The organism is Parabacteroides sp. 20_3 (genome assembly GCF_964238835.1).
GTDB classification, from domain to species: Bacteria; Bacteroidota; Bacteroidia; order Bacteroidales; family Tannerellaceae; genus Parabacteroides; species Parabacteroides distasonis.
In genome coordinates, this window is record NZ_CAXSNO010000012.1 from 31,188 (window position 1) to 48,783 (window position 17,596).

10 protein-coding genes are annotated in these 17,596 nt (G+C 43.8%); 4 read left to right on the top strand and 6 right to left on the bottom strand.

Features of this window, described 5'->3' with window-relative positions; genetic code table 11:
• Positions 1–30 precede the first annotated feature (30 nt).
• The 6 genes from ACESPU_RS20135 to ACESPU_RS20160 all read right to left on the bottom strand — a co-directional run bounded on the left by ACESPU_RS20135 (position 31) and on the right by ACESPU_RS20160 (position 8,357).
• A complete protein-coding gene (locus ACESPU_RS20135) occupies positions 31–552 on the bottom strand; it encodes an NUDIX domain-containing protein (protein ID WP_008772740.1) in 522 nt (173 codons plus the stop codon).
• Between the two features lie 103 nt (positions 553–655).
• On the bottom strand, positions 656–1,642 hold the full coding sequence (locus ACESPU_RS20140) for an ROK family protein (RefSeq protein ID WP_005867650.1): 987 nt from the start codon (positions 1,640–1,642) through the stop codon (positions 656–658).
• A 168-nt stretch (positions 1,643–1,810) separates the two neighbouring features.
• Positions 1,811–2,188, bottom strand: a complete 378-nt coding sequence (locus tag ACESPU_RS20145) for a VOC family protein (RefSeq protein WP_005867648.1) — start codon at positions 2,186–2,188, stop codon at positions 1,811–1,813.
• 48 nt (positions 2,189–2,236) lie between these two features.
• Positions 2,237–2,959: an MBL fold metallo-hydrolase gene (locus tag ACESPU_RS20150; protein ID WP_057326178.1), complete on the bottom strand. Its 723-nt coding sequence runs from the start codon at positions 2,957–2,959 to the stop codon at positions 2,237–2,239.
• Between the two features lie 125 nt (positions 2,960–3,084).
• A complete protein-coding gene (locus ACESPU_RS20155; RefSeq protein ID WP_057326179.1) occupies positions 3,085–4,932 on the bottom strand; it encodes a RagB/SusD family nutrient uptake outer membrane protein in 1,848 nt (615 codons plus the stop codon).
• A 44-nt stretch (positions 4,933–4,976) separates the two neighbouring features.
• A complete protein-coding gene (locus ACESPU_RS20160) occupies positions 4,977–8,357 on the bottom strand; it encodes a SusC/RagA family TonB-linked outer membrane protein (RefSeq protein WP_373133622.1) in 3,381 nt (1,126 codons plus the stop codon).
• Between the two features lie 558 nt (positions 8,358–8,915).
• On the opposite strand from ACESPU_RS20160, the gene ACESPU_RS20165 reads away from it, so the two are divergent.
• The 4 genes from ACESPU_RS20165 (at position 8,916) to ACESPU_RS20180 (ending at position 17,590) form a co-directional block, all read left to right on the top strand.
• Positions 8,916–12,320, top strand: coding sequence for a TonB-dependent receptor (locus ACESPU_RS20165; protein ID WP_270645558.1), 3,405 nt, complete (start codon positions 8,916–8,918; stop codon positions 12,318–12,320).
• A gap of 44 nt (positions 12,321–12,364) precedes the next feature.
• Positions 12,365–14,218 carry a RagB/SusD family nutrient uptake outer membrane protein gene (locus tag ACESPU_RS20170; protein WP_270645557.1) on the top strand — a complete coding sequence of 618 codons (1,854 nt, stop codon included), beginning with the start codon at positions 12,365–12,367 and terminating at the stop codon, positions 14,216–14,218.
• Positions 14,219–14,371: 153 nt separating this feature from the next.
• Complete coding sequence (locus ACESPU_RS20175; protein WP_048927180.1) at positions 14,372–16,111, top strand: DUF6057 family protein; 1,740 nt, start codon at positions 14,372–14,374, stop codon at positions 16,109–16,111.
• Positions 16,112–16,120: 9 nt separating this feature from the next.
• Positions 16,121–17,590 (top strand): PD40 domain-containing protein, encoded by a 1,470-nt coding sequence (locus ACESPU_RS20180; protein ID WP_036650643.1) that lies wholly within the window; start codon positions 16,121–16,123, stop codon positions 17,588–17,590.
• Positions 17,591–17,596 lie beyond the last annotated feature (6 nt).

The window sequence follows — 17,596 nt, forward strand, 5'->3', positions numbered from 1 at the left end:
TAATATGCGCCAAACAGCAGGCAAGTTCTATCAATATTTACCAAGATAGATCGGTACCGCCTTTCGGATAGAGTCTAAACCGAAGTCTTCCGGATTCACATCCTCCGGGTGAAGGATCACGATCTCGGCGGCATCATCTTCCGCATGCACGTTATTGAAATCATCTACCAAACACTCATAAAACATATCCAGCGTATGCACCTCAAAGCCGGAATACATATATAAATTAGGCAAGGAAAACAAATAACGACAATTCTGGATATGCAACCCCGTCTCCTCCCTTACTTCCCGGCGAGCGGCCTCCTCCCCCGACTCAAACATATCGACGAAGCCACCGGGCAAATCCAATGTACCCTTAGCCGGCTCTTTTCCTCGGCGAACCAGCAATAACTCCCCCTTAGCGTTCTTTATGAAACAAGCGACAGCCGACGACGGGTTGAAATAATAAACAAAACCGCACGCCATACATTTTTTCGCTTTCTCGTTATGTTCCACGAAAGCTTTTGCCCCGCAAACCGGGCAAAACTGAAATTGATACAACGGATGTCTCATACTTTATGATTTATAATTCAATTAAAAACAACAAGCCGCACCTAAATATAGATGCGGCTTGCCTTATTTCGCAAATGTCTTTTCGTTATACGCAAAACCGGATTTAGACTTCCAAACCAGCGCTTTGGTCTCTTACTTCCCAACCCAAAGCACTTGCTCCTAATACGGCAGCATCGCTCTCTTTCAATTGAGAGAATAATAATTTAGTCTTACCTGCGTAAACTTTCAACATATTTTTCTCCATTGAACGTTTAATCGGGTTCATGATCAAATCACCAGCTTTCGTAAGACCGCCAAACAAAATGATAGCCTCCGGGCTAGAGAATGCTACGAAATCAGCGAAAGCCTCTCCCAACATAGAGCCGGTAGCCTCGAAAATCTCAAGAGCGATCTTATCATTCTTCATAGCTGCGTCGTATACGTCTTTTGAAGTGATTTCATCCGGATCCAAGTCGCGAAGAACACTCTCGTCCTTACGGATTTCCAGATATTCACGAGCCGTACGAGCCACACCGGTAGCTGAAGCATAAGCCTCCAGACATCCTTGGCGACCGCAACCGCACTGACGACCATTGTTACGACGCATGATAACGTGGCCCAACTCGCCGGCAAAACCGTCATGTCCGTATACCAAGTTACCACCGATTACGATACCGCTACCCACGCCAGTACCCAAAGTGATCACGATAAAATCTTTCATACCGCGAGCGGCTCCATAAGTCATCTCACCGATAGCGGCAGCGTTGGCGTCGTTTGTTAAAGCAACAGGAATACCATCGATCTGTTCGCTGATCAATTGAGCCAAAGGAATCTTACCTTTCCAAGGCAAGTTCGGAGCGAATTCGATACATCCGTTGAAAAAGTTTCCGTTCGGAGCACCTACACCCACACCTTTAATCTTATCCGGACCACCAGCCTGATCAATAACAGACTTCAGACCTTTAGCAAGTTCCGCTACATAGTCATTAACGTCTGCATATTTACCAGTCTTAATTGATCCACTATACAAGATTGTTCCTCTTGCGTCAACTACACCAAAAACAGTGTTGGTACCACCTATATCGATACCTACTACATAAGGCTTCTCCATGATTTTATATTTAGGATTAATAATGATTTTCCTCTTTCTGGGTAGCAAATATAAGAGGTTTAACACAAGTTGCAATACGATTTGAAGAAAATTTTACAGATTCCTGTCATTTTATCTTCTTTTTTCGAAAACTTATGTTAAGCAACATTGTTATATAATAATGGAGAATTATCGCAACGGTAATATCTCGATCCAATAGTCATCCGGATCATTAATAAAATACAATCCCATCTTGGTATTCTCGAAGCAAACCGCTCCCATTTCCTTGTGGTATTTACGTACCTCCTCATAATCGCCGGCTACCCGGAAACAAAGATGGCTCTCATTGTCGCCTAGCTCATAAGGTTCTTTCCGGTCACGCAGCCAAGTCAGCTCCATCAAGAAACCGGTTTGCTCATCCGTTAAATAAACCAATATAAAAGAACCGTCTTCTGCGACCTTTCGATGATGCTCTTTCAATCCCAACGCTTTGTTATAAAAAGCGATACTTTTCTCCAAATCCAATACGTTAATATTGAAATGGTCAAATCTGCCTTTAACTTCCATACCTAAATAAATTTATATGTTTTCTAAAACCTATACATTAATAATATATTATATATCGGTACCCTCACCCGGTACAGAAAGGACAACATACCGGCAACCTTTCGATTCGGCATACGGGGCAAAAGCCATGACCTCCGCCGGACGTTCCCAGAAATGCATCGGCACAAAGATACCGGTCTTTATCCGGTCGATGAATTGTTGGGCACCTCGCATAAAATCGGTCCCTAAGCGGGGATCTACCGGAAACATGACAACATCCATCGCCTGCGTATATTTCGCTATTATATCCAGTTCTTTCAGGTAATTCCCTTCCGCCTCCGCAACTTCCTGTGGAGTAGACTCATCTTTCCAATGCCAATTATTCAAGTCTCCGGCATGAAAAATCAGTTTACCTTGCGCCTCGATCAAAAAAGAGATACCGACATCGGTCGATCCGAACGCCCTAATCGTTAAATGCTCATCTTGGTACACATCTCCCTTCTTCATATAAAAAGCGTCCTCGGCTTTTGCCCGGCGGCGTTTCAAGATATCCTTGGAGAAAATATATTTGATATCGTCTTTCTCCTCTTTCCATTTCAACACGTCCGGATTAAAATGATCCGGATGGAAATGTGATGCCAAGACGTACAACGTCCCCGGACGTTTTAATAGCTCCCCACGCACAAACCCCTTCGCCGGGCCCGGATTCGTATCTTTGAAATAATCGATCAAGATGGAGAAGCCTTCCGCCTCTACAACAAACCCGCTATGATAAATATACACCAGTCTCATCCTATTCTCTTTATTTGTTTATTAAAAAACACCGAAACCCTCCGGGTTGTTGACTTCATGCCGCAAATATACAAAACGGTCAGACATATCACATGCCTGACCGATACAGATTATTAACCTACGATTTATTTCCAATTCTCATTCTGGACTAAAACGCCTTCCATGGTCACGATTTGATCATTCGGGATCGGAAGAGTTACCCATTTAGCGTTATAAACGCAGTTGGCAAACTTTCCGAGATGCCTCTTCTCGTAAGTGATATAATTACTTATCTCATCGTACGCTATTCCCCAACGAGCTAAGTCGTACCAGCGATGACCTTCCATCGCCAACTCTAATTTACGCTCGAAACGTAAAGCGGCTAAAGCACCATCCTTGCTGTTGAATTGCGAATCCGGATACAAACCTACACGATAATTAGCCGCAGCGTTCGAATCCAACTTCCCATTCACTTTATCATCCAAGACATAAGATGTAGAAGTGGGCAACATCGTGGCAGCATCAACGCCCTTCACATACGAGTTTGCCGCACGGGCACGTACCTCATTTATATACTTCCCGGCCTCCTTATAATTTCCGTCGTGAATCAAGACTTCGGCATACCAAAGTAAAACATCCGCATAACGGATCAAATGGTAATTCTTGGCTGTAGAACTCGTCTCCGTAGATACGCTCGTACCGCCTTTATCCGCTTTTTTCGGTTGCCGCTTCTTATTCATATAAGGACCACCATTCGCGATATCACGTACCCACCCATCCAAGATAGAAGGAACCGTCCAGTCCCAATAAGGGACATCAAAACGACCGGTACTGATATCCAGACGAGGATCGGTAAAAACCTCTAAATCCGTATGTGGAATATTATCTGTCAAGGTAGTCAACGCCGGTTTATCTTGATATGATTTATCCAGATACGGCAAACCACTCTCGTCTACGATATGTGAGTTTACCAACTCATAGGAAGGTTGATAGAAACCCCATCCGGATGTACCCATACCTCCCGGAGGAGCCGTATGCCATGAACCTTCGATAGAGTTCGTGATTACCTGAGAACCAGAGATAGTCCGCTGTATATCGAACACGGACTCACCGCTCCAATCGGCACTACCTGCCGTAAACAAATCCTCATAAGTATCCGCTAGTTTGAATTTCGTGCCATTATTATCCTGCCCATTCGCGATAATAGCCTCCAATAAAGCCTTGGCATCCGCCCAATGATCGGAAGTACCATTCGTACCGTTATAGGGTGAAGACTGATACAGCCTCAATTTTGCCAAGAAAGCGGCGGCGGCCCATTTATTGACACGCCCTTTATCGCTCGCCCAAATATCCGGCAAGTTATCATAAGCGAACTGTAAATCCTCAGCCACCTTATCCCATATGTAAATATAATTGCCAGACTCATCCACATTGGAAACTTTTGGGTTTACATCGCTAGCGAACTCCTCGCTTCCCACGTAAGGAATAGCGGCACCAAATAATTTCATTCCCTCAAAATGCCAGAATCCGCGGAAGAATCGGGCTTGGGCGATCGCTTCGGTATAAAAATCCTTTGATACGCCTTTTACGGAGGAAAGCTCGTCCTTGATTTTATCGATCATATTAATCACGTTGTTCGCACGATAGACACCTTCATAAACCACTTTCCATTTGGTATTCAAATATCCGTTGTCCGTAGTGATCGCATACGTTTCCAAGTTCGTAAAGTCAGACTGGTCCGTAAACGTAGACCCTTTATTCGCGCTTCCACCCAGTACATCGCCATAGGCATAATTTGTCAAAGGAGCCGCAAAATACTCCTGTGTAAGCATCGATGAATACATTCCTGTAATCGCATAATTTACGCCTTCCTGATTCAGTAACTCTTCTTCACTGACCGCACCCACCGGCTTCACATCCAAGAAGTCAGAGCAAGAGGTCATCGCTCCTAATGAAGACGCCACTAACATTGAATATATAAATAGTCTTTTCATACTGTTTTTTTTAATCGTTATCAATATCCTTATCGAAAATCCTTTTAGAAAGAAATATTCACGCCTAAAATGAACTGGCGTGGCATACCATAAGAACCGTAGTCGATACCTTTCATCATATCGTTACTGCTATCTTCATTATTGCTACGAACCTCCGGATCCAAACCTGAATAGCCTGTTAATGTAAACACATTGGAAACCTGACCGTAAACACGAATCTTCTCAAATTTGATCTTATTCAAGATACTCTTTGGCAACGTATAACCGAGCGTCAATGTCTGCATACGCAAGTATGAACCGTCTTCTATATAAGTAGAATTGGATTCATTAGCCGCCTCCGTACCTTCATTAGATGTACCAGCCCATAATGGATAGATACCATCCGGGTTTGTAACGGGATCCCAAGAGTTTTCCAAGCGATCTTTAGAGAAGTTACTTTGTAATGCCCCGAAATGCGTATAATACTGATAATGTTTATACAAGTCGTTACCTACAGAGAAATAAAGGAATGTACTCAAATCAAAACCTTTCCAACCAACACTAAGGTTCACACCTCCCGTGAAGTCCGGATGCGGATTACCGATAATCGTACGGTCTTCCGCCCCAATCTTTCCATCTCCGTTCACGTCACGAATCTTATAACGACCTACCCATGATTGAGGATTCAAGCTGGCCTCGTCCGCCACGGCATACGGTAAAATCGTTTTTCCATCCGCGGTCTTATAGTTCAGCACATCTTGTTCACTCGTATAGATTCCGTCCACTTGATAACCGTAGAACATCGCTACCGGTTGACCAACCGTGGTGATGTTTACCTTACTCAAACGCGTATTCGTAAATAGATCCGAGGAACCTAATTGGGTAACCTTATTCTTATAGGTTGAGATATTGGCGTTTACCGAGTAACTAAAATCACCGACTTTATCTCTCCAGCCCACACTGAAATCAAGACCTTTATTCTGCATATCGCCAATATTGATCTTTGGCTTAGTAGCGTTACCGGCCAAAGCGGACCAGTTAGCGTTCACCAACAAATCTGAAGTCTTCTTAATATAATAATCGATACTTCCGGTCAAACGATTATTCAACGCCGTTACGTCTAAACCGACGTTAAACATCTTGGTTGTTTCCCACTTAGCATTCACATCACCCAGATTTGAGATCGCATAGCCCGGAGACGCCCCTGAATCCGCACCTGTGATTCCATATAAATAATCATTTCCGGTCGCATATTGAAACGCATAATTATAGGCTCCGATATTAGAGTTACCGGTCGTTCCATAACCCGCACGCACCTTTAAATCATCCAACCACGTACGTGTCTTTTCCATAAAGACCTCATCCGACATACGCCAGCCTAAAGAAAGAGAAGGGAATGTACCCCAGCGGTTATCCTCGCCAAACCGGGAAGAAGCATCCCGACGAACCGTTACAGTTGCCAAGTATTTACCTTTATAGGAATAATCGCCACGGAAGAACAAGCCGAACATCGTACTTTTATCAAACATTTTTCCTTCATTCTTCATATTGTCGGAAGAACCATTGTTTAATATCCATGTATTGGGATTATTCTCGAAGATATAATCATAGCGAATGGCTTTCATACTTCGTCCCACACCAAATTTCATAGCTTCCGTACCGATCATAAATGTCACGTCATGATCTTCATTGAATTTCGTCTTATAAGTCGCCGTATTGGTCCACTGATAATCCAACCTCCAATTCGCGTTTTCCTCCAGATAATTTTGAGATTGCCCCTCTTTATTGGTAGCGATCGTCTTCTCACTCAACGCTTGGCTCCACATACCCATCAAACGAACGCTGAACTGCGTACGAAGACTCAGGCCTTTGATCGGTTTCAACTCGGCGAAAGCCGCACTTTGCAATCGCATGAAACGAGTCCAATCATCCTGTTGATTCATGGCTGTCTGATAAGCCGTATTCGCACGTCCACCTTCCGAGGCCTGTGATCCCGCATAATCGCCACCTACATTATAAACAGGTACCCATGGCTGGATCGTATATGTTTGGGCGAATACGCTCGCATCGCCTTGACGACCCCGCTCACCGCCCATCTCCATTACGGCGATATTGGAATTCTGGCCTATCGTGAAATATTTATTCGCATTATAAGTAGAGTTGGCACGCAGTGAATAACGTTTAAAGAAAGAAGAGATAATCGTTCCTTCCCGATTAGTATAGCCTAAAGAGGCTGAGTAAGTTCCTTTCTCTCCGCCTCCTAATAAAGAGATCTGATGATCCTGTACTTTACCCGTACGAGTCACCATATCATACCAATTCGTTCCTTTCTGGGCCTCCGCTTCCGAATATCCATCTTCCAACATCTGATAATAAGCGGAACGTGACCACGAATTACTACCATCCGGTTTATAGGAAGCCACCCACGCATCGATACTACCAAACTGCGAGATTACTTGATCTTTTGATAAACCGGCCGGTTTAATCGCATAAGGCATCGTCAATTCATCTTTATCGTTCAACGATCCGAATTGAGGATGAGCGGTAGGTGTTTGTCCACGATAATCCCGCACGTTTCTCATACCTTGTGCTTGCCATTCCATCGCCTCCCATCCATTCAACAAATCATAACCACTATTCGCCATCTTCGCCACACCAAAGTAACCATCATAAGATACTCGTACCCGGCCGCTTTTAGTTCCTTGCTTTGTCGTGATAATGATTACACCATTCGCTCCTTGCGCACCGTAAATCGCAGTAGCGGAAGCATCTTTCAAGACTTGCAAAGACTCGATATCATTCGGATTGACCGCGTCGATATCCACATTCGAGACACCGTCCACAACAATCAATGGGTCTGAACCATTCAACGAGCCGACACCACGGATACGGATAGTCGTCTCACCACTAGGTCCACCCGAGTTCGAGATATACACACCGGAAGCCTTTCCCTGCAAGGCTTCTGAGAATGTCGCTACCGGAGTCTCCTTCAACTCTTCCGTAGATACGACAGCGACAGACCCCGTAATATCTTTCTTCGCTTGGGTACCATAACCGACAACAACGACCTCATCCAAGGCTTGTGTGTCTTCCGCTAATTTTACTTTGATATTGTTCTGGCTATTCTTCAGAGAGATCTCTTGAGTTACATAGCCAATGTAAGATACCACCAATATGGCATTATCCGGCACACCATCAAGTATGACACGTCCGTCCATATCGGAAATATTTCCGATAGTTGTCCCTTTAACAAGGACATTCGCTCCAACAATTGGTCCTGCTTTGTCTGAAATAACGCAAGTGACTCTACGTCCATCTTGTTGCAGGGCATTGCCCCTTACGTCTGGTGTTAAATCGCCTACTTCAGTGGCCATGACTGGACTTGCGCCACATAAGAATAAAGAGGCTCCTAGAAACACCTGTTTCCATAATACTACATTATTCATACAACATTAGATTTTAAGGTATAAATCAATAAAAAACACAATCTAACAGCAAAATGATCTTTCCATATACAACAACATTCTAGATTTCAGTAAATTTCTGAATACTTATGGTCTAAATGTTTTTTCATAAACGACTAGTCTAAACGATCGTTTAAATCTTGCGTTTTTGAAAAGAGGAAATGATGATTTGAAAAAGAAAAGCTTTTTTTAGATCGATGAAGGGTTATCTCTCCCATTAGCAATGGGATAAAATAAAAAAAATCAACAAAAAGTTGCACGTGTCGAAAAAAAAACAGACCTTTACAAACGACTAATAGAAACGATCGTTTAGACTAGTCGTTTTTTTAGTATTATGAAAGAAAGCAAGAAGCGGCTTTTATCATTAAAGACATGAGAATGAAGAAGCTACACAAATGAAGTTGAGAAGAAGAGAATGATGTTTGCCTATTTTGAGATGTAAACAGATGTAACATACCCTAGAGGTATGGCAGAGTAGTGAATTCATTTTGTTAAAAGTCTGTGTTTTTTATTTTATTATACCTTAAATTCTAAATTTGTATGAGAAATGTTGTATCATGGAAGCCATTAGTCTTAGGAGCTTCTTTTCTTCTGTACGGAGCCGGAACAGCTTTTGCTACAGAAACAGATTATTTGTATCCAACATCCAGTACAGGACTTATGAGCGTACAGCAAGATGGACGACAAGTTAACTGTACCATCGTAGACAAATCTGGCCCTATCCTCGGAGCTAATGTAGTCGTAAAAGGGACTACTATCGGAAACATCTCGGACATGGACGGTCGTGCTATAATCGACAATGTGCCCGCAAACGCAGTCTTAGTAGTATCTTACATCGGATACGTAACTCAAGAAGTGCATCTTAAAGATAACCAGACCTCTATCAAGATTACATTAGTAGAAGACTCCCAAGCCTTGGACGAGGTAGTCGTAACGGGTTATAGTACCCAAGCGAAGAAAGACATTACCGGATCCGTGGCCGTAGTCTCTACAGATGACTTGAAAGAGACTCCAGTATCCAACTTCGCCGAGGCCTTGCAAGGTAAGGCAGCCGGTGTATTCGTACAGGCTGGTGGCGGTCCGTTGGGTGAGACTACGATCCGTATCCGTGGTGTAGGCTCCGTGAATGGTTCCGACCCGTTAGTGATCGTGGATGGTGTATCCGGTGTAGATATTGATGCCGTGAACCCGAACGATATCGAGTCCATGCAGATCTTGAAGGATGCCGCCGCCGCCGCCATCTATGGAGCGAAAGGAGCGAATGGCGTTATCATCATCACCACCAAACAAGGAAAGAAAGATGACCGTGTAAAGGTTTCTTACAACGGTTATTTCGGTGTGGCCAAGATGGCTAATAACGGTTATGATCTATTGGACGCATGGGAAGCGATGGAATTCCAAGAAGAAGGTCAACGTAACTTATTGAAATATCGCGGTTTGACCACGACTCACGCACAGTTCGGCTCAATCGGAGCAGATGGTTCAGGCCATTTAACAATGCCTTACGCACTGAAACCTGCTGGTTATAGTAAGGATCAAGTCATTCAAGAGTTTGGTTCAATCGACGCATGGATAAAATCCTATAAGGATGACGGAACAAACACATGGTCTCGTTCCGCTTACTACCAAATGCTGGAAGATGGTTATTCAGAAGAAGAAGCTCGTAAAGGTACAAACTGGTACGACGAGGTAGTACAGACCGGTAAGGTGCAGAACCACGAGATCTCAGTAACAGGTGGTGGCGAAAAGGCAACCTACTCGGTAGGTTTAGGCTACATGAACCGTGAGGGTACGATCAAAGAGTCTTGGTTCCGCCGTTATTCTTTGCGTGCAAACACCAACTTCTTCGTGAACAAGTGGTTCAACATCGGACAAAATACAAATATCGCCGTAATAGAGAACTCCGGTGAGCGAGGACGCCAAGGTGATGACAACACATTCGGTAAGACTTACTCCATCCAGCCGTGGGTACCTATTTATACGGTAGGTGGAGACTATGCGGGATCCGTGAACAATGAGGGTGGACGTGCGGAAAGTGCCGTGATGTCTGTTAATCACGGTAAGGATAACCGCCGTCGCTTCTTGCGTGCGCAATCCGCTATCTATGCGGAGATCATGCCACTGGAAAGCATCGGTGAGAATTTGAAGATCCGTACTCAGTTCAGTGCCCGTTTGAACGGTTCTTGGGATTATTGGATGAATAAGCGTACCATCATGACCAACAAGGAGGGACGTAATAATAATGAGTTCTATGAGAATGCCGGTTACTGGTTAGGTTATCAATGGACAAACACGGCTACATACAGCAAGACCATTAACGACGATCATCAAATCAACGTTGTATTAGGAACGGAAGCTATCCGTGAGAACTTAGGCCGTTGGATCCAAGCCGGACGTATCGATTACGCGTTCGAGAATGATCCGAACACATGGCAAATAAGCAACGGCTCCGCCGCCAACTTATCAAATGATGGAGATATACGTTCCGTCAGCACTATGTTCGGTATCTTCGGGCGTGCCGACTATTCCTACCAAGGAAAGTATCTGGCAACCGTGACTATCCGTAGAGACGCGTCCTCCAGATTCTCCGAGAAGAACCGTTGGGGTACATTCCCGTCAATCTCCTTGGGTTGGCGTATGTCTGACGAGAAGTTTATGGAATCTACAAAGAAATGGATGGATGACTTCAAGTTACGCGCTGGTTACGGTACGACTGGTAACTCCAATATTGATGCTTATAACTGGGCTTTCCAATATGGTACAGGTAATACCTATCTCTATAGCATCTCAGGTAGCGATTCTGACGTGAAAACAGGTTACGGTGTAACCAACCTCGGTGATATCGACGCAAAGTGGGAGACTTCAAAAATGTTGAACGTAGGTTTCGACGCAACAGTATTGGATCAACGTTTAAGCGTTAATTTTGATTGGTATTTGAAGAAGACCTCCGACATGTTGATCGACGCAAACTGGTCGGCTTTGGCTGGTAACGCCAGCAAGCCTAAGGTAAATATCGGCGACATGGAGAACAAGGGTGTTGACTTGAACATGACATGGCGAGACAAGGTAGGAGATTTCGACTACTCGATTGGCGTGAACCTTTCTCACTATAAGAACAAACTGACAGAGATCGGTACCGAAGCCGGTATCTTTGAGGGAACTCGTATCTCCAACATGAATGTCATGATGAAGGGGTATGCTGTTGGTATGTTCCACGGTTATCAATTGGATGGTATCTACAAGAGCGAGGAGGATGTTCGCAGCTATAAGAACGACGCTGGAGGCGCCGTATTACCATACGGTACGGCAGACGCCGCCTCGTTAAATCCATCTCAATATGTAGGTCAATACAAGGTGAAAGATGTTAACAACGATGGTAAGATCGACGCATCCGACCGTACTTTCATCGGTAATCCACATCCGGACTTGACCGGAGGTGTAAATCTTAGTTTAGGATGGAGGAACTGGGATTTGAGTACTTATTTGTATTTTTCTGTAGGTAATGACATTTTCGCGATGTATAAATACTATACACATTTCGGTTCTTTGCAATCCGCTTATTCAAGAGATCGTCGTGACAACTCTTGGAGTCCAGAAAACCCGGACGGTATTTATCCGATGTGGGCAACAGCTACGGGAGAGAGTACGATCGCTGCCAACGAATCTAACTCCGGCTACATAGAGGATGGCTCATTCTTACGTATGCAGACATTAACGTTGGGCTACACCTTGCCGAAAGCATGGCTGAACAAGATCAAATTCGATAAGATCCGTATCTATGGCCAGATCTCTAACGTATTCACGTTGACCGGTTATTCAGGATTGGATCCTCAAGTTCGTACGGATGATGGTTCCGGTAACTCTAAAGACCGTAACATGGGCACGGACTATGGTTCATATGGTATGCCTCGCCAGTTTATCGTTGGTGTGAACGTAACTTTCTAATCTTAAAGAATGGTTCTATTATTAACTATTAAGTATTGACAAACATGAAAAAGCTATTTATATATTCCGCAATTACGGCAGTATTGGCGTTAGGAAGTACATCCTGCTCCGATTTTCTTGAGGTAAAGCCTGTTGGAGCGGTAACAGAGAACGACTTCGCAAATCCGACCGGCATCGATCAGTTAGTGACCGGCATGTACGCTAAGATGCATGACAACTCCTATTTCGAGGCTACATTAAGTAACTATGTATATGGTGACGTTATGGGCGGTAGTGCCAATAAAGGATCCACGTTCCAAGATCAGCCAGACTTCACCAGTTTGGAAACCTACACATTTACCACAGATAATGGTTACTTAAATACGAAGTGGAAGAAATCCTACAATGGTGTCTTCGTTGCCAACAACGTGATTAAGGTGGCAGGTATGGCACAAGAAGAGCTTTCCGCTATCAACGGTGAATCCAAGGATCTATATACGGAAACGATCGCACAGGCACGTTTCTTCCGTGCTTTCTGGCACTTCGAAGTTGTGAAATTGTTTGGTGCCGCCGTTCCTTTCGTAGACGATGCGGCGATGATGGAGAACGTAAACCCACAGGTTTCTAACGTAGACGAGAGTGGTAACTACATCTATATCTGGAACAAGATCGTGGACGATTTGCAATTTGCGTACGATAATCTTCCTAGCAAATGGGCTTCGGACAAAGGTCGTGTAAACAAATGGGCAGCAGGTGCCTTATTGGCAAAGGTGAAAATGTATCAATCCTCTCCATACGATGGTAAGAACGGTACGGAAAACCATTGGTCTGAAGTGAAAACAATCTTGGAGGATGTCATCGCTAACGGACAAGATAACAACGGCACGAAGTTCAAATTAGCTGACACCTACGAGGAACTTTACATCGCTGGCGAATCTGACTGGACAGGCGAGTCTGTATTTGATATCCAAATGGCAATCACTGGTACAGTGGAAGAAACTTCCAGCATCAACGGACCGTGGCACATCGGTTTTAACGGTGCGTTAGGTACAGGAGGTTGGGGATTCTATCAGCCCTCCAACGAATTGGTAAACTCACATATCGTTGACGCAAACGGTCTGCCGATGATGGATGGTCAGTATAAAAACAGCCCTGCGCTTACAACGCTAGACGCAAACAACATTCCTCATACGGATCTAACGGTTTACACCGACCCGCGTCTGGATGTTTCAGCCGGACGTTTCAACACTCCGTTCTGGGATTGGACAGTTCCTTCATCTTTGGATGGTTGGGTACGTGATTACAGTAATGGTGGCTTGTACCTGAACAAGAAGAACATCCCGCGTAAGGCAGACAAGGGAAGCTTGTCTATCGTAACGGTAACGAACTCTTCAGCGAAGAACTTCCACCTGATCCGTTATGCAGACGTATTGCTATGGTACGCTGAGGCGTTGATTGAAACAGGCAACCATAAGGAGGCCGGTAAATATATCAATCAAGTCCGTGCCCGTGCCGCCAACGGATATGTAAAGGCTGCCGATCCGAATAATGGTATGGCAGAGACTACGTCCTCATACGTATTAGAGGACAAGGTAAACGGGAAGACTCAATCGAATGCCGCGGCTAACTACCGTATCGGCTTATATCCCGATTCTCAATTCGCTTCCAAAGCATCTGCGACGCAAGCGTTACGTTGGGAACGTAAGATCGAGATGGCTCTTGAAGGCCACCGCTGGTATGATTTGGCTCGTTGGGGTATCATCGCCGATGAGTTGAACAGCTACACTTCTTATGAGAAGAAATTCTTACTGAAATATGCGAATAGTATTTACAACGCAAAATGGTGCGTATTGCCTATTCCATTGAATGAGATTCAAAAGATGGACGGCCTCTTGGTTCAAAATGAAAATTGGAAATAAACAAGTGGGTTAACATTAATATCGGGTAACCAGGCATGTGATATGTGTGGTTACCCCCTCACAAAAGCGAAAAGCGAATGCTTATTCGCTTTTTTCATTTTAAATATATATCTTTGTTTGACTTTAAATCATAATGAAACGTATACTCTAGCCATGAGATATAAACAAATACTCTTCGGTTTGATACTGTTTGCCATATTAGGGGTTTTCTTGCAAATAACCAGCAAGTTTCATTTCTTTTATATCGAGCAGCTTCAACTATTCCAATTTTCCGGAGACTATCTTGCGGATAAAATCAGTTATCCGGGAGGTTTATCTTCGGTCATCGGGGAATTTTTGACACAATTTTTTATCACCCCTTATCTCGGTCCCTTTATCTTTGCCGCATTGCTCACTGGCATAGGGCTTACCATGAGGGCTGTCGTAAGACAAATCACCCCGGAAAAAGAGTTGTATCTGATTTACTTACTCCCCGTCTTATCCTTATTATTGGCTCAATACGATTTCAATTACTTACTACAAGGAACAGTGGCCTTTTTAATTTGCCTACTTTGTTTGAATGGGTGGATACGGATCAATAACTTTCGATTCCGATTATTTACGGCCCTACTTATCACACCTCTACTTTTCTGGATAGGAGGGCCTATAGCCGGATTATTCACGGTCTGCGCATTCATCAAGGAATTATTCGGCCAATTCAAACAAGGAGTTGTCTTCTTGGTGATCCCCATCGAGTTTACACTCATAGCGACCAGTTGCGTATGGGCGACAGTCATCACCGATTATCATTTCGCGTTCCTACCGGATGCCTATTATCATCCGATCTTACAAGCTCCGAATGTCATATATTTTTCCTGGGTCAGTTTGCCGCTTTCGCTGATCTTCGCATTTACATGGCCTAAAGGCACTTCGAAAAAGAGAGATTGGATAGAGATCTCCGTACAACTTATCATAATTCTCGCACTTTGCAGGTTCGGGATACCAAGATATAATGATCAAAAATCTTATCAACTAAAGGAACTAGATTATTATGCCCGAAACGGACAATGGGATCAAATCATCCGGAACTGCCAAGGTCCGATCAAGAATTACTTATACTTGACTTACCTAAACAACGCCCTTGCTGAGAAAGGCGAGTTAGGAAACCGGATGTTCGCGTTCGATCAACACGGGCCTCAAGGATTATTAGCCTCTTGGAATAAGACTTCTTCCGTATCGACCTTACTTAGCGACGCCTATTTTACGCTTGGAGAAATCGCCTTATCGCAAGAGATGGCATTTGAAGGATATGTCACCGTGATTGGGGCCGGTAATCCCCGGAACCTACAACGTCTAGTCCAAACCAACTTGATTTACGGTACATATCCAATCGCAGAGAAGTACATCGATATATTAGAGAAGACTTACGCTTATCACGACTGGGCAAAACGACATAGGGAATTTCTATATAATGATAAAGCCATAGAAGAAGATCCGGTACTGGGGATTAAACGAAAAGGACTTCCTCTTCGTAACAACCTTTCCGGTGTAAATGGGTTAGAACATGATTTATTGATCCGGGCAGAACAAAACCCGGAGAATCAGATTCCCATCCAATTTGTCGGAGCCATCTATCTTTTATCCAAGGATATGAAATCTTTCCAGACATTCATTGAGAAATATTACGGTACATCTACACTTCCTTCCCTTCCGACGAGTTTCCAGGAAGCGGTTATTTTACTAGCCGAGAAAGACTCGGATTATTGGAGACGGTTCAACGTGTCCGAAAATGTCATCCGGAAATTCACAGGTTACAGGAATCTTGTATTGCAGAACCGGAATAACCCACAGCTACCCCAATTGATAAAAAACTCTTTTGGAGACACCTATTGGTCTTATTACCTTCTTAAATGATTCATTGCCATGAAAAAGCACTATCTATATATTATATGTGTATGTTTTATCGTACTGGGGATATTTTCATGTTCAGACACGGTTCCGGTAAGCAAGGAAACCTCTGAGAAACCGATATTATACCCAGATTACGCAGATGTAACGATACCGAATAATATCGCTCCCCTGAATTTTAAAATACAGAATGCACATACGGAAGCGTTCGCTGTTTTCTGTTTTGAGGAAGTGAAGTTGCAGGTGAAAGAAAAAAAGGGGCAATTCCATATTCCTGCCGCCAACTGGAAAAAGCTACTTAGGAAAGCGACAGGCAAAACGATACAAGTAAAACTTTATGCTAAGGATAAGGAATGGCTGAGCTATCCGGAATTCTCGTTGTTTATCGCACAGGAACCTATGGATTCCTATCTAGCCTACCGTCTGATAGAGCCCGGATATGAACTTTGGAACCAGATGGGTATTTACCAACGGAGCCTGGAAACCTACGAACAAAGTCCCATTATGGAAAATAAACACAGTGGACAAAATTGCATGAATTGCCATTCATTTTGTATGCAAAACCCCAACAAGATGTTATTCCACATGAGAGATAAATACGCCGGGACTTATTTGATAGACGGAGATAAAATAGAGAAATTAAATACGAAAACGGAGCAAACGATTTCCCCCTTGGTTTATCCCTCTTGGCATCCTTCCGGGAAATACGTTGCATTCTCGGTAAACCAAACGAGCCAGAGCTTTCATTCCAATGACAAAAACAGGGTCGAGGTTTTCGATAGCCAATCGGATGTAGTGGTGTACGATACCGAGAAACATGAGATCATCAGTACTCCCGCCATTCGTACGAAAGAGGCTTTTGAGACATTCCCTACCTTTTCCCCCGACGGAAGAACGCTTTATTTCTGTACCGCCGAGGCACGTTCGATGCCCCACGAGTATTCGGAGGTAAAGTATAATCTTTGCTCCATAGCGTTTGATCCGGTAACAAGGAGTTTCGCATCAGAGATAGACACATTATATAATGTACGAGAGAATGGGAAAAGTGTCTCTTTTCCCCGTGTCTCTCCCGACGGGAAATTCTTGTTATTCACCTTATCGGGCTACGGGAACTTCTCTATCTGGCATAAAGACGCTGATTTATATATTCTGGATATCGAGAGTGGTTTTTTCCATCCCTTACGAAACGCGAACAGCACAGACACGGAGAGTTATCATTCATGGAGTAGCAACAGCCGGTGGATCGTTTTCAGCAGCCGAAGAATCGACGGATTATATACCCGACCTTATTTCGCCTATATCGACGAGAGCGGGAATGCCTCCAAACCGTTCCTATTACCACAGAAAGATACGGATTTCTATCATCGGTTCATGAAATCATATAACATACCCGAGTTTATCACAGGAAAAGTATCATCTAATATACGGAAAATCAGTAAACTTGCCAAAGGAAGTAAGGGGATTGACGTTACTTATCATAAATAAATCGAA